Source organism: Cellulomonas flavigena DSM 20109, assembly GCF_000092865.1.
Lineage (GTDB): Bacteria > Actinomycetota > Actinomycetes > Actinomycetales > Cellulomonadaceae > Cellulomonas > Cellulomonas flavigena.
In genome coordinates this window covers 1,155,593-1,169,677 of record NC_014151.1, presented here as the reverse complement: position 1 = coordinate 1,169,677, position 14,085 = coordinate 1,155,593, and the positions used below count along the sequence as shown (strand labels likewise).

The 14,085-nt window shown below is 74.2% G+C and carries 11 protein-coding genes and 1 tRNA gene; 8 read left to right on the top strand and 4 right to left on the bottom strand.

Going from position 1 to position 14,085, the window contains the following annotated elements; translation table 11 throughout:
- Position 1: 1 nt before the first annotated feature.
- Both lysA and argS read right to left on the bottom strand, forming a co-directional pair.
- Positions 2–1,378 (bottom strand): diaminopimelate decarboxylase, encoded by a 1,377-nt coding sequence (gene lysA, locus CFLA_RS05305; RefSeq protein WP_013116292.1) that lies wholly within the window; start codon positions 1,376–1,378, stop codon positions 2–4.
- Positions 1,375–3,057, bottom strand: a complete 1,683-nt coding sequence (argS, locus tag CFLA_RS05300) for an arginine--tRNA ligase (RefSeq protein ID WP_013116291.1) — start codon at positions 3,055–3,057, stop codon at positions 1,375–1,377. The genes lysA and argS overlap by 4 nt, the downstream gene beginning before the upstream one ends.
- 193 nt (positions 3,058–3,250) lie before the next feature.
- On the opposite strand from argS, the gene CFLA_RS05295 reads away from it, so the two are divergent.
- The 7 genes from CFLA_RS05295 to CFLA_RS05265 all read left to right on the top strand — a co-directional run bounded on the left by CFLA_RS05295 (position 3,251) and on the right by CFLA_RS05265 (position 10,553).
- A complete protein-coding gene (locus CFLA_RS05295; protein ID WP_013116290.1) occupies positions 3,251–3,904 on the top strand; it encodes a FadR/GntR family transcriptional regulator in 654 nt (217 codons plus the stop codon).
- Between the two features lie 72 nt (positions 3,905–3,976).
- Positions 3,977–4,052: transfer RNA gene (locus CFLA_RS05290), tRNA-Arg, on the top strand.
- A 133-nt stretch (positions 4,053–4,185) separates the two neighbouring features.
- Positions 4,186–5,340 carry an AI-2E family transporter gene (locus tag CFLA_RS05285; RefSeq protein WP_013116289.1) on the top strand — a complete coding sequence of 385 codons (1,155 nt, stop codon included), beginning with the start codon at positions 4,186–4,188 and terminating at the stop codon, positions 5,338–5,340.
- Positions 5,341–5,566: 226 nt separating this feature from the next.
- Positions 5,567–8,326, top strand: coding sequence for a bifunctional acetaldehyde-CoA/alcohol dehydrogenase (gene adhE, locus CFLA_RS05280; protein WP_013116288.1), 2,760 nt, complete (start codon positions 5,567–5,569; stop codon positions 8,324–8,326).
- A gap of 200 nt (positions 8,327–8,526) precedes the next feature.
- A complete protein-coding gene (locus tag CFLA_RS05275; protein ID WP_013116287.1) occupies positions 8,527–9,072 on the top strand; it encodes a hypothetical protein in 546 nt (181 codons plus the stop codon).
- Positions 9,073–9,176: 104 nt separating this feature from the next.
- The gene (locus CFLA_RS05270) at positions 9,177–9,302 is read left to right on the top strand and encodes a hypothetical protein (RefSeq protein WP_013116286.1); all 126 of its coding nucleotides are present in this window, start codon (positions 9,177–9,179) and stop codon (positions 9,300–9,302) included.
- A gap of 42 nt (positions 9,303–9,344) precedes the next feature.
- The gene (locus CFLA_RS05265; RefSeq protein WP_013116285.1) at positions 9,345–10,553 is read left to right on the top strand and encodes a pyridoxal phosphate-dependent aminotransferase; all 1,209 of its coding nucleotides are present in this window, start codon (positions 9,345–9,347) and stop codon (positions 10,551–10,553) included.
- A gap of 84 nt (positions 10,554–10,637) precedes the next feature.
- On the opposite strand, the gene CFLA_RS05260 is transcribed toward CFLA_RS05265, so the two are convergent.
- Positions 10,638–12,023 carry a Bcr/CflA family efflux MFS transporter gene (locus CFLA_RS05260; protein ID WP_013116284.1) on the bottom strand — a complete coding sequence of 462 codons (1,386 nt, stop codon included), beginning with the start codon at positions 12,021–12,023 and terminating at the stop codon, positions 10,638–10,640.
- A gap of 94 nt (positions 12,024–12,117) precedes the next feature.
- Between CFLA_RS05260 and CFLA_RS05255 the strand changes: the two genes are divergently transcribed.
- A complete protein-coding gene (locus tag CFLA_RS05255) occupies positions 12,118–12,873 on the top strand; it encodes an SOS response-associated peptidase (RefSeq protein ID WP_013116283.1) in 756 nt (251 codons plus the stop codon).
- A 75-nt stretch (positions 12,874–12,948) separates the two neighbouring features.
- Here the strand turns inward: CFLA_RS05255 and CFLA_RS05250 are convergent, their stop codons facing one another.
- A complete protein-coding gene (locus tag CFLA_RS05250) occupies positions 12,949–14,070 on the bottom strand; it encodes an adenylate/guanylate cyclase domain-containing protein (protein ID WP_013116282.1) in 1,122 nt (373 codons plus the stop codon).
- Between the last annotated feature and the right edge of the window lie 15 nt (positions 14,071–14,085).

Sequence of the window (14,085 nt, the reverse complement as noted above, 5' to 3'; positions counted from 1 at the left end):
GTCAGTCGGCGCGGACGTCGAGCGCGAGGAGGTCGTCGACGGTCTCCCGGCGCACGAGCACGCGGGACTCCCCCGCCGTCACCGCGACCACCGGCGGGCGGGTCAGCAGGTTGTAGTTCGACGCCATCGAGCGGCCGTACGCGCCGGTCGCGGCGACGGCCAGCAGGTCGCCCGCGCGCACGTCACCCGGCAGCCGCACCTCGTGGACGACGATGTCGCCGCTCTCGCAGTGCTTGCCGACGACGCGCGCCAGCACCGGCTCCGCGTCCGAGACCCGCGACACGACCTCCGCGTGGTAGTGCGCGCCGTACAGCGCGGGGCGGATGTTGTCGCTCATGCCGCCGTCCACCGAGACGTACGTGCGCACGCGCCCGTCGTCCAGCCGCACCGGCTTGACGGTCCCGACGGTGTAGAGGGTGAGGCCGGCCGGCCCCACGATCGCCCGGCCCGGCTCGATCGACAACCGCGGCAGCGGCGTCCCGAGCTCGCGCGCGGCGTCGGCGACGGCCTGCGCGACCTCCTTGGCGATCCGGCCCGGGTCGAGCGGGACGTCGCCGGGGAGGTAGGCGATGCCGTAGCCGCCTCCCAGGTCGACCTCGTCGACGAGCACGCCGGTGCGCGCGTGCAGCGTCGCGCGCAGCGCCAGCACCCGCTGTGCCGCGACTGCGAAGCCCGACGGGTCGAGGATCTGCGAGCCGATGTGCGAGTGGATCCCGAGGAGGTGCAGCTCGGGGCGCTCGACGACGCGCAGCAGCGCCGTCAGCGCGGGGCTGTCGCCACCGTCGGAGGCCAGCGACAGGCCGAACTTCTGGTCCTCGTGCGCGGTGGAGATGAACTCGTGGCCGCCCGCGTGCACGCCGGTCGTCACGCGCACCATGACCGGTGCCGGGGCACCGTCCGGCCCGCGGTGCGCGCGCACCAGCGCCGCGAGCCGGTCCACCTCGACGAGCGAGTCGACGATAATCCGGCCCACACCCGCGTCGAGCGCGGCGCGCAGCTCGTCGTCGGACTTGTTGTTGCCGTGCAGGCCGATGTCCGCCCCCGGCACCCCGGCCGCGAGCGCGACTGCGAGCTCGCCGCCGCTCGCGGTGTCGACGCGCAGGCCCTCGTCGTGCACCCAGCGCGCGACGGCCCGCGTCAGCAGGGCCTTGCCGGCATAGTAGACGTCCACACCCGTGCCGACCTGCGCGCACGCCGTCTCGAACGCCGTGCGGTAGGCCCGTGCCCGCGAGCGCAGGTCCGCCTCGTCGACGACGTACGCGGGCGTGCCGTGCGCCGCGGCGAGGTCGCGCACGTCGACGTCCGCGACCCGCACGGCACCGTCGGCGCCGCGCACCGCGCCGGAGGACCAGGGCAGGCCGAGCGGTCCGGCGGTCACATCCGCTCCGGCGCGCTCACCCCGAGCAGGTCGAGGGCGTTCGCGAGCACCTGACGCGTCGCGTCGTTCAGCCACAGGCGCGTGCGGTGGGCGTCCGTGAGCTCCTCGTCGCCCCACGGCACCACGCGGCGCTTCTGGTCGTACCACTTGTGGTAGGCGCCGGCGACGTCCTCGGCGTAGCGCGCGACGCGGTGCGGCTCGCGCAGGTCCGCCGCCTGGGCGACCACGCGCGGGAAGTCCGCGAGCAGGCCGAGCAGCTTGGCCTCCGACTCGTGGTCGAGCAGGGAGGCGTCGAAGCCGTCCTCGCGGCGCACGCCGGCTTCCGCCGCGTTGCGGGCCATCGCCGCGGTACGGGCGTGGGCGTACTGCACGTAGAAGACGGGGTTCTCGTTGGTGGCCTTCGCGAGCAGGTCGAGGTCGAGGTCGATCTGCTGGTCCGACGACGACCGCGACAGCGCGTAGCGCGCGGCGTCGACGCCGACCGCCTCGACGAGGTCGTCGATCGTGATGATCGTGCCCGCGCGCTTCGACATCCGGACGGGCTCGCCGTCCTTGACGAGGTTGACGAGCTGGCCGATGAGCAGCTCGAGGTTGACGTGCGGCTCGTCGCCGAACGCCGCGCAGACCGCCATCATGCGGCCGACGTACCCGTGGTGGTCGGAGCCGAGCATGATGACGACGCGGTCGAAGCCGCGCTCGCGCTTGTCGAGGTAGTAGGCGATGTCGCCCGCGATGTAGGCGGCCTGCCCGTCCGACTTGACGACGACGCGGTCCTTGTCGTCGCCGAAGGCCGTGGTGCGCAGCCACAGCGCGCCGTCGGCCTCGAACATGTGGCCCGACGCCCGCAGGCGCTCGACCGCCCGCTCCACGGCACCGGACTCGTGCAGCGAGTCCTCGTGGAAGTACACGTCGAAGTCGACGCCGAAGTCGTGCAGGGACGTCTTGATCTCGGCGAACATCAGCTCGACGCCGCGCGCCCGGAACGCCTCGGTCGCCTCGGCGTCGGGCAGCGTGCGCGGGTCGGGCTCACCGGCGGCCTGCGCGTCGGCGATCACCCGGTCGGCGATGTCGGCGATGTACTGGCCGCCGTAGCCGTCCTCGGGAGCCTCCTCGCCGCGGGCGCGGGCGACGAGCGAACGCGCGAAGCGGTCGATCTGCGCGCCGTGGTCGTTGAAGTAGTACTCGCGCGTCACCTCGGCCCCGGACGCCTGCAGCACGCGCGCGAGCGCGTCACCGACCGCCGCCCAGCGCACGCCGCCGATGTGCAGCGGGCCGGTGGGGTTGGCCGAGACGAACTCGAGGTTCACCTTGAGCCCGGCGAACGTCGCGTTGCGCCCGTACCCCGCCCCCTGCTCGACGATGCCGCGCGCGAGCTCGCCCGCGGCGGCGGCGTCGAGGCGGATGTTGAGGAAGCCCGGACCGGCCACGTCGACCGCGGCGACCCCGGGCACGTCCGCGAGGCGGCGCGCCAGCTCCTCGGCGAACGCCCGCGGGTTGCTCCCGGCCTTCTTGGCCAGCTGCAGCGCGACGTTCGTCGCCCAGTCGCCGTGCTCGCGCTGCCGGGGGCGCTCGATGTGCACGCGCTCGGGGAGGGCGGCGGGGTCGAGGGCGAACGTGCCGTCGTCGACGGCCTGCACGAGAGCGACGCGCAGGGCGTCGGCGAGCTGCTCCGGGGTCACGGGACACAGGATAGGCGTCGGCCACGCGCCTCCGTCGCCGCCTCTCGCGCACCCGGTGGCGCGCGACACGCCGCGGCCGACCGGCGGACGGGACTGGTCCACAGGTCGTCGGACGTGTTGACTCGGCGGGGGCACCGTGGCCGCCGGGCCGTCGGTGCACGCCCTGACCGTGACCACGAGGAGGCCGACGCCCATGGCGCGACGCACCGGACTGATCGACAGCGCCGTGGAGTCGCTGCGGTCCCGCATCTCCTCCGGGCAGTGGCCTGTCGGCACACGGATCCCTCCCGAGCCCGCGCTCGTCGAGCTGCTGGGGGTCGGGCGCAACACGGTGCGCGAGGCGGTGCAGTCGCTCGTGCACGCCGGGCTCCTCGAGCGCCGGCAGGGCTCCGGCACGTACGTGCTCTCGACGTCCGAGCTCGCGGTCACGATGGGCCGGCAGATCGCGGACGCCCGCCAGCGCGACGTGGTCTCGGTGCGCCGCGCCCTGGAGATGGAGGCCGCCCGCCTCGCGGCGCGCGCACGCACCGCGACCGACGCCTCCGAGCTGCTCGCCAAGCGTGACGCACGGGCGCGCGCCTACGAGGGCGGGGACCTCGACACGATGGTCGCCACCGACCTCGAGCTGCACCGCTCGATCGTGCGCGCCGCCGGCAACCCCGTGCTGCGCTCGCTGTACGACAACCTCATCGAGGCGATCGGCGACAACATCCGCTTCAACTTCGTCACCGACGCGCACGCCGCGGACGCGCACGACTCGCTCGTCGAGGCGATCGTCGCGGGCGACCCGGAGCGCGCGGCCGCCGAGACGAGCAGCTACCTCTCGGGGCTGCTGGAGGACGCCTGACACCGCGGGAGCCGCGACCGGGGCACGGGTCCGACACGCCGCCCGCGGGCTGGTAAGGTCGGGGATCGCCGCGCGCCCGTAGCTCAGCGGATAGAGCGTCTGCCTCCGGAGCAGAAGGTCGAAGGTTCGAATCCTTTCGGGCGCACCACCTCGCAGGCCGTGCCGCACACCGCGGCACGGCCTGCGTCGTTCCCGCCCGACGCGCGCCGTGCCGCCCGGCCCCCTAGCGTCGGTCCCGCCAGGTCTGCACGACCCGGCCGGACCGCACCGGGAGGACGACGATGGCTCTGCTCGGACGCCGCCGCACGTCGCAGCAGGTCGGCGAGGCCCCTCCTGCGCCACCGGCCACGCCACGCACTCCCGCGACGGCGTGGTCCGACGGCCTCGGGCGCGTGGGCACCCGCTCCGTCCAGGTGCTCGCCGTCCTCGCGCTCGGCGCGGTCGTGGTGCTCGCCCTGACCCGGCTGACCCTCGTCGTGATCCCCGTGCTGATCGCGCTCGTGCTGGCGTCCGCGATCTCGCCCCTGGTCGGCGCGCTGCGGCGGCGCGGCGTCCCGTCGCTGCTCGCCACGTGGATCGCGCTGCTCGGCCTCGTCGCCCTGCTCGCCGCGATCGTGTGGCTCGTGGTGCGCGCGGTCGTCGACCAGTGGGACGAGCTGCGCGACCAGGCGCTCGACGGGTTCGACGAGCTGCAGACGTACGTGCAGGGCCTGCCGTTCGACGTGACCGACGAGCAGATCGCGTCCGTGCGGGAGTCCGCCGCGGGCCTCCTGCGGTCCGACGCCGTCGGGTCGGGGGCGATCGCGGGCGTCTCGCAGACCGCCGACTTCGTCGCCGGGTTCTTCATCATGGTCGTGGTGCTGTTCTTCTTCCTCAAGGACGGACCGGCGATCTGGGAGTTCCTGCTCCGCCCCTTCGAGGGTGAGCGGTACCTGCGTGGCAGGCGCGTCGGGGACGCCACCGTGCGGGCGCTCGGCGGGTACGTGCGGGGCACGGCGATCATCGCGGCGGTCGACGCCGTCGGCATCGGCATCGGCCTGGCGCTGGTCGGCGTGCCGCTCGTGATCCCCCTGTCGGTGCTGGTCTTCCTGCTCGCGTTCGTCCCGCTCGTGGGCGCGACGATCGCCGGCGTCCTCGCGGCGCTGGTCGCGCTGGTCGCCGTCGGGCCGGTGCAGGCGCTGGTCGTCGTGGGCATCGTCGTGCTGGTCAACCAGCTGGAGGGCGACCTCCTGCAGCCTGTCGTCATGGGACGTCAGCTGCGCCTGCACCCGCTGGTCATCCTCGTGGCCCTGACCGCCGGCACGGTGCTCGCCGGTGTGACCGGCGCCGTGCTCGCGGTGCCCCTCGCGGCGTCCGCCTGGCGCGCGGTCCAGGTGTGGGACGGACCGTCGCTGCCCGCCCGGTTCGCACGCCCGAAGCGCCGCGAGGCCGTCTGACACCTCCCGTCCTGGCCGCACGGGCGCGCCCGCGCCGACCGGGGACCGACGACCCGTCGCCCGGGACCGAGGTCCTCCCGCGAGGCCGTGACGGCGGACGTGGACGACGTCCGTCACACCGCGGGGACTTTCATCCCACCTTTCCGGACTCCCCCGTCCCTAGCGTCGGTACCAGCGACGGACCCTCCAGCGTCCGTCACCCTCACCACTACACGGGGAGTCGAAGGTGTCCGAGACCACCAAGAAGAGCACCCGCGCGAAGGCCCCCGCCGGCGCGTCGGCCGAGGCCCCCGCGGCGGCCGCGCAGCCCGCCGGCGTCGCCCTCGGCGTGAGCGAGGCCGACGCGGTCGCGCAGTCCGTCGACCTGCTCGTCGCGAACGCCACCAAGGCGCTCGCCGAGTTCGAGTCCATGACGCAGGAGGACGTCGACCGCTTCGTCAAGAAGGGCGCCGTCGCGGCCCTCGACCAGCACGGTCAGCTGGCCAAGCTGGCCGTCGAGGAGACCGGGCGCGGTGTCTTCGAGGACAAGGCCGTGAAGAACATCTTCGCGTGCGAGCACGTCACGAACTCGATGGCGAACCTGCGGACCGTCGGCGTCATCAACGTCGACGACCTCAACGGCATCACCGAGATCGCGGAGCCCGTGGGCGTGATCGCCGGCATCACCCCCGTCACCAACCCCACGTCGACCGCGATCTTCAAGGCGCTCATCTCGCTGAAGACCCGCAACCCGATCATCTTCGCGTTCCACCCGAACGCCCAGCAGTGCTCCGTGGCCGCCGCCCGCATCGTGCGCGACGCCGCCGTGGCCGCCGGCGCCCCCGAGCACTGCATCCAGTGGGTCGAGGCCCCGTCGCTCGCCGCGACCGGTGCCCTCATGAACCACCCGGGTGTCGCCACCATCCTTGCGACCGGCGGCAACGCGATGGTCAAGGCCGCGTACTCCTGCGGCAAGCCCGCCCTGGGCGTCGGCGCCGGCAACGTCCCGGCGTACGTCGAGAAGTCCGCCAAGCTCGCCCGCGCGATCAACGACATCGTGCTGAGCAAGGCGTTCGACAACGGCGTGATCTGCGCCTCCGAGCAGGCCGCCATCCTCGACGACGAGATCTACGACGCCGCGATGGCGGAGTTCGCGAAGCTCCACGCGTACCGCGCCACCCCGGCGGAGAAGGCGAAGCTCGAGCGCTTCATCTTCGGTGTCGAGGCCGACGGCGAGAACTGCGCGGGAGCCAAGCTCAACCCGGCGGTCGTCGGCAAGTCGCCGGTGTGGATCGCCGAGCAGGCGGGCTTCACGGTCCCCGCGGACACCTCGATCATCCTGGCCGAGGTGTCGGGCGTCGGCCCCGCCGAGCCCCTGACCCGCGAGAAGCTGTGCCCGGTCCTGGCCGTGCTGCGGGCGTCGTCGACCGAGGAGGGCATCGCGCTCGCCGAGAAGATGGTCGAGTTCGACGGTCTGGGCCACTCGGCGGCCATCCACACGCTCGACGAGGCGCTCACGGTCGAGTTCGGCCGGCGCGTCAAGGCGATCCGCGTCATCTGCAACGCGCCCTCGTCGCTCGGCGGCATCGGTGACATCTACAACGCGTTCATCCCGTCGCTCACGCTCGGCTGCGGCTCCTACGGCCACAACTCGGTGTCCAACAACGTGTCGGCCGTCAACCTCGTCAACGTCAAGCGCGTGGGCCGGAGGAACAACAACTTGCAGTGGTTCAAGGTCCCCGCCAAGACGTACTTCGAGCCGAACGCGATCCGCTACCTCGCGGACATGGCCGACGTCGAGCGCGTCACGATCGTCACCGACGCGACCATGACGACCCTCGGGTTCGTCGACAAGGTCCTCGACGTGCTGCGCCGCCGCGGCAACAACGTGGCCGTGCAGATCATCGACCAGGTCGAGCCCGAGCCGTCCGTGAAGACCGTCCAGGCCGGCGCCGCGCAGATGCGCCACTTCCGGCCCGACACGATCATCGCGCTCGGCGGTGGGTCGCCCATGGACGCCGCGAAGGTCATGTGGCTGCTGTACGAGCACCCGGAGATCGTCTTCTCCGACCTCAAGCAGAAGTTCTTCGACGTCCGCAAGCGCGCGTTCAAGTTCCCGGTGCTGGGCGACCTGGCCAAGCTCGTGTGCATCCCCACCACGTCGGGCACGGGCGCCGAGGTCACGCCGTTCGCCGTCATCAGCGACGTCGAGGCGGGGAAGAAGTACCCGCTCGCCGACTACGCGCTGACGCCGACCGTCGCGATCATCGACCCGGTCCTCACGCACAAGATGCCGCGGTCGCTGGCCGCCGACTCCGGGTTCGACGCCCTGACGCACGCCACCGAGGCGTACGTCGCGGTGTACGCGAACGACTTCACCGACGGCATGGCGCTGCAGGCGATCCGCCTGATCTTCGACAACCTCGCGCAGTCGGTGAACGGCGACCCGAGCGACCCGCTCACGCAGGACGCGCGGGAGAAGATGCACAACGCCGGGACGATCGCCGGCATGGCGTTCGGCAACGCGTTCCTCGGCATCGTGCACGCCATGGCGCACGTCGTCGGCTCGACGTACCACCTGGTGCACGGCCGCACGAACGCCACCCTGCTGCCGCACGTGATCCGCTACAACGGCACCGTCCCGACCAAGCTCACGAGCTGGCCGAAGTACGAGTCCTACGTGGCGCCCGAGCGCTTCCAGCAGATCGCGGCGATGCTCGGCCTGCCGGCCTCGACGCCCGAGGAGGGCGTGGAGTCCTACGCGCTGGCCGTCGAGGCGCTGCGCGCCAAGGTCGGCATCCCGCAGTCGTTCCAGGCACAGGGCGTCGACGAGCAGGAGTTCATGAGCCGGCTCGACGAGGTCGCCATGGGCGCCTACGAGGACCAGTGCGCCCCGGCGAACCCGCGCATGCCGATGATCGACGACATGAAGGACATCATGACCGCGGCCTACTACGGCACGTCGCTGGAGGACGTGCGTGGTCGCCGCGAGCGGGCGGAGGGCTGACCGACCTCCCCGACGGTCCGCCGACGTGCCCCACGCGCGCGGCACCTCCGTCACCGCTCCGACGCCCCCGCCCCGCTCCCGCGGGCGGGGGCGTCGCCGTGCGTGGCCCGCGTCCTCGACGCGCGGATCCCCCCGTTGCCGGGCAAACTGGGGCGCCCCGGCCACCCCCCGGCCGGCTCCCCGACCCGAGGAGGACCCCCGTGGCCGCGTCCGGCACCCCCGTCCGTCGTCCCCTGACCGGTCCCGCCCGGGCCGTGCACGCACTCGCGGCGGGCGCGCTCGCGCTCGGCCTGGCCGCCTGCACGGACGCCGACGTGCAGCAGGCCGCCGACGACCTCGGCACCGCCGCCCAGGGCGCCGCCGACGAGATCACGGCCCTCGGCGACGGTCTGCAGCAGGCGCTCGCGGACGCGCAGGCGCACGCCGACGAGGCGCGCGCCGAGGTCGAGGAGGCACGGGCTGCCGTCGCCGGCATGGGCGACCAGGCCCGCGGTGAGGCCGACGCCGCCGTCACGAACGCCCAGAGCGCGGTGGACGACGCCGAGGCCGCGCTGGAGAAGGCGCGCGCCGAGGGCGCCGAGGCGTCGTCGCAGGCGCTCGCCGACGCCCGGGACGAGGTCGACGCCGCGCGCGCGGAGCTCGACGCCGTGACCGCCGGTGCCGGCGCCGAGGCGGGCGGGGCGCTGCAGGAGCTGGGGGCGAAGCTCGCGTCGCTCGGTGAGGACCTGCGGGACGCCACCGCGTGAGGCGGCTCGCCCGCGGCCGGATCGCGCAGCGCTCCGGCGGGTGAAATCCGCGACGTGCCGCCGCGGGCGTTGTCCGGGGACCCGCACCTGCCGATCTTGAAGGCATGACCGTTCGCACGCCGACCCGAGAGGTGCGGCACCACCGCACCGAGTGGTGGGTCGTCGCCGCCTGGGCGTCGCTGGCCCTGCTCGTGGTCAGCGGCATGCTCGCGGCGGCCGGCCTGCTCTGAGCGCCCGGCGCCGGCACCCGCCGGCGCGCCTATGCTCGCGCCGTGACGAGCCGGTGGCAGCAGGTGGCAGCGGCGGCGGGGCTCCTCGACGCCGACGGGACTCCGCGCGCGACGATCTTCGCGGAGATGTCCGCGCTCGCGGCGCGCACCGGGGCGCTGAACCTCGGGCAGGGGTTCCCGGACGTCGACGGGCCCGAGCCGGTCGCCCGCGCGGCCGCCGACGCGATCCTCGCCGGGGTGAACCAGTACCCGCCCGGGCCCGGTATCGCGCCGCTGCGCGAGGCGGTCGCGGCGCACCAGCGCACGCGCTACGGGATCGACGTCGACCCGCAGACGCAGGTGCTGGTGACGACGGGCGCGACCGAGGCGCTGGCCGCCGCGGTCCTCGCGCTCGCGCAGCCGGGCGACGAGGTGCTGACGCTCGAGCCGTACTACGACTCCTACGCGGCGGTCGTCGCGATGGCGGGCGCGACCCACACGACCACTCCCCTGCGTCCGTCGCCGGACGGCTTCCGCCTCGACGTCGCAGCCCTGGAGCGTGCCGTCACGCCGCGCACGCGCCTGCTGCTGCTCAACTCGCCGCACAACCCGACGGGTGCGGTACTGCGTCGAGACGAGCTGGCGGCGGTCGCGCGCGTCGCGGTCGCGCACGACCTCCTCGTGGTCACCGACGAGGTGTACGAGCACCTGGTCTTCGGCGTCGAGCACGTGCCGGTCGCGACGCTGCCGGGCATGGCGGGGCGCACGCTGACGATCTCGTCGAGCGGCAAGACGTTCTCGTTCACGGGCTGGAAGATCGGGTGGGTCAGCGGGCCGGCGGAGCTGGTCGCCGCCGTGCGGACCGTCAAGCAGTTCCTCACGTACGTGTCCGGCGCGCCGTTCCAGCCCGCGGTCGCGCACGCGCTGACGGACCCCGACGCCCTCGCGTGGGTCGACGGGCTCGTCGCGTCGCTCGCCGAGCGCCGGGACCTGCTGGCGGCCGGGCTGCGCGACGCCGGCTTCGACGTCGTGCGCCCGGACGGCACGTACTTCGTGCTCGCCGACGCCGCACCCCTGGGCGCGGTGGACGGGGCCGAGTTCTGCCGCGAGCTCCCGCAGCGCGCCGGCGTCGTCGGGGTCCCCGTCAGCGCCTTCACGCGCGCCGGCTCCCCCACGCACGACGCGCTGCGCACGTGGGTGCGCTTCACGTTCGTCAAGCGGCAGGACGTCCTGGAGGACGCCGTCGCGCGCCTGCGCGCGGCCTTCGCCTGAGGGCTGGACCGGCCCGTCCCGCGCGGGGCGCCCCCTGCCGCCGAGACGTCGATCCGGCTCCGGGGCGTCGCGGCGACCACGACCTCAGGACGCCTGCCAGGCCCCTCCGCGCCAGAACGCGGGCGTCGCCAGGGCGAGCACCGCGAGCGCCACCGTCGACGACGCGAGCATCACCGCAGCCATCGCCACCGCGCCGCCGCCCAGCAGCCCGGACACGTTGGCGACCAGACCGCCCGTGCCCGCCTGGAGCGAGCCGATGAACGCCGCCGCGGTCCCGGCCATCGCACCGTGCCGGCCCAGCGCGAGGGCCGTGGCGTTGGGCGGCGCGAAGTTCACCAGGGCGAGCACGAGCCACAGCACCGCGACGAGCGACCAGACACCGCCGACGCCGGTGAGCGCGACGCCGAGCAGCACGCCGGTGAGCACCACCGTCGCCACGAGCGCGACCCGCAGGATGCGGACCGGCGCGACCCGCCGCACCACCGCGGCGTTCACCTGCGCGCCCAGGACGAGGCCGATCCCGTTGACCGCGAACAGCAGCGCGAACTGCTGCTCCGTCAGCCCGTAGCCGACCCGCAGCACGAACGGCGACGCCACGACGTACGTCATGAGGACCGCCATCGTCAGGCCCGGCAGCACCGCGAGCGCCACGAAGTGCCGGTCACGCAGGAGCGCGAGGTACCCGGACAGCGCCGTGCGCACGCCGCCGGGCCGTCGGCGCGCCGGCGGCAGGGTCTCGGGCAGGCGGCGCAGCACGATGAGCCAGAGCACGACGCCGAACGCCGCGAGCACCACGAAGACCGCGCGCCAGCCCCACTGCCCGGCGATGAGCCCGCCCAGGGAGGGCGCGAACAGCGGCGCCGCGCCGATGACGAGCATGAGGCGCGACATCAGGCGCGACGCGTCCGCGCCGGTGAAGCGGTCGCGGATCACGGCCATCGCGACGACGGTCGCGGACGCGTTGAAGAACCCCTGCGCCACGCGCAGCGCGACGAGCGGCACGATGGCGGGTGCCACGGCGCACAGCAGCGACACCAGCACGTGCAGCGCGACGCCCACGAGCACCGGGGCGCGGCGGCCGAAGCGGTCGGACAGCGGGCCGATGACGAGCTGCCCCACGGCACCGCCGACGAGCATGCCCGTCATGGTGAGCTGGACCGCTGCGGCCGAGGTCCCCAGGTCCTGCGCGACCTCCGGCAGCGACGGCAGGTAGATGTCCGTCGAGATCGCGGGAAGCGCGCACATCGTGCCGAGCAGCAGCACGTGGCGCGCGTCGGGACGGTGGACAGGGTCGCCGGCCGGTGCCGGGGCGCGGGCGTCGCTCGGCGCCGGTGCGTCCGGCGTGGCAGGTACGCGCGACGTGACGGGTGCGCGCGACCGTGGGGTGGCGTCCGTCGCCGAGAGCGCGTCCGGCACGGGGGCGTCGGACCGCGCGTCGGCGGTGGGGTCGGGCTCGTGCATCCCCGCCATGGTCGCACCGCGACGCGCGCATGACGAATCGATTCGACCGGGCAGCGCCCGCCGTACGTCGCCGGTGTCGGTCGTCGGTGGCAGGCTGGCCCGCATGTGCGGCAGGTACGCGTCCTTCCGGGAGGACCAGTCGATCGCGGACGAGTTCGCGGTGGCGACGGTGGCCGACGACGTGCGACTGCTGCCCCCCTCGTGGAACGTCGCCCCGACCGACGGCGTGCGGATGGTCGTCGAGCGTGCCGACCGCACCACCGGGGAGATCACCCGGCAGCTCCGCGTCGCGCGGTGGGGACTGGTGCCGTCCTGGGCGAAGGACCCGTCGATCGGCAGCCGCATGATCAACGCGCGCGTCGAGACGCTCGCCGACAAGCCCGCGTTCGCCAAGCCGCTCGCCGCGCGCCGCGCGCTGCTCCCGGCGGACGGCTACTACGAGTGGCAGGCCGCCCCCGAGCCGCCGGCCGGCTCGTCACGCGGCCGCCGCTCCCCCAAGCAGCCGTTCTGGATCCACCCGGAGGACGGGGCGGTCGCGGCACTCGCCGGACTCTACGAGTTCTGGCGGGACCCGTCGAAGGCCGACGACGACCCGGAGCGGTGGATCGTCTCGGCGACGGTCGTGACCCGAGCGGCCACGGAGGCGCTGGCCCCGATCCACGACCGGCAGCCGGTGATCCTGCCCCCGGGGGCGTGGTCCGCCTGGCTCGATCCCGCGATCGGCGCCGGCGACGCGCGCGAGCTCCTCGACCTCGCACCACCGGCGCTCACGGCGACCCCCGTGACGACACGCGTCAACGCGGTCGCGAACGACGGCCCGGACCTCGTCGAGCCGGTCGGCCCCGACCTCCCGCTCTGAGCCCCTGCACGGCCCGCGCCGGGGTGCGAAGCGTCCGGGACACCTCGCGCCCTGTTCGTGTCCCCCCCGGCCGCGTCAGGGCGTCGCGCGCTCCAGGCGGTACGGGACGACCTCGCCCACGCCCTGCAGCTCGCGGGACGGCTGGGCGGTGACGACGAAGCGCGGGTCGCCCCCGAGGACCTGCGCGGTCGTCGCGTCGACGAGCACGGTGCTGGGGTCCGCGACGTCGGTCAGACGCGCCGCGAGGTTGACGCTCGCGCCGAAGACGTCGCCGAAGCGTGAGAGGACCCGCCCCCAGACGAGCCCGACGCGGACCGGGCCCACGCCACGCGCGCCCTCGGCGAGCTGCCCCGCGCCGCGCGCGGCCTGGACATCGAGCGACGCGCCGAACGCGTCCGCCAGACCGGTCGCCACGACGGCCCCCACCCCGGGGGTGTCCGCGATGAACAGCACGGCGTCGCCGATCGTCTTGACGACGCGCCCGCCGGCCTGCGCGACGACGTCGCGCGCCGCCGTCTCGAAGCGCTGCACGAACAACGACAGGTCGGTCGAGCCCAGCCCTGCCGTACGCCGCGTGAACGACACCATGTCCGCGAAGCCGACCGCCCGTGCGAGCGGCAGCACGCTGCCGTCGACCGCGACGTCGCGCAGCTGGCCGAACTCCGCCGCGTAGCGGTCGGCGACGGCCGCGAGCTGGCGGCGGTAGGAGTGCAGCAGCTGCTCCTCGAGCAGCGGGGCGAGGTCCCGCAGCCGGTCGAGCACCAGCAGCCGGGCGGACGTGTCGTCCAGCCCGTACCGGGTCGCCATGTCCTCGACGAGCGCCTCGACCTGCCACAGCGCGAGCCGGTCGGACGTGTGGCCCAGCGCGCGGAACAGCGTGACGACCGTGCCGAGGCCCAGCCCGTGGTCGAGCACGAACGACTGCGCCCGCCGGAGCGCCTGGACGTCACGGTCGGTGAACACCACGTCGTCGTCGCCCTGCGTCGGCATGCCGAGCGTCCGCCAGTACGTGCGGACGGTGTCGAGGTCCGTGCCCGTGAGCCGGGCGAGGTCGCGCGCGCTGAGCGTGCGCGGGCCACCGAGCAGGAGCTCGTCGAGCTCGTCGGTCGTGCCGGACGTCGGCGGGCCGGGCGCGGGCGGCGTCCCCGGCAGCGGGTCGGTGCCCGCCGGCTCGCTCTGGGACCCACGCTCCGGCACGGCACGCAGCCTAGT

Coding starts and splice junctions, on each gene's coding strand:
- CFLA_RS05295 (WP_013116290.1), top strand. CDS start 3,251: ATGGCGCGACGCACCGGACTGATCGACAGCGCCGTGGAGTCGCTGCGG.
- CFLA_RS05285 (WP_013116289.1), top strand. CDS start 4,186: ATGGCTCTGCTCGGACGCCGCCGCACGTCGCAGCAGGTCGGCGAGGCC.
- CFLA_RS05270 (WP_013116286.1), top strand. CDS start 9,177: ATGACCGTTCGCACGCCGACCCGAGAGGTGCGGCACCACCGCACCGAG.
- CFLA_RS05260 (WP_013116284.1), bottom strand. CDS start 12,023: ATGGCGGGGATGCACGAGCCCGACCCCACCGCCGACGCGCGGTCCGAC.
- CFLA_RS05255 (WP_013116283.1), top strand. CDS start 12,118: ATGTGCGGCAGGTACGCGTCCTTCCGGGAGGACCAGTCGATCGCGGAC.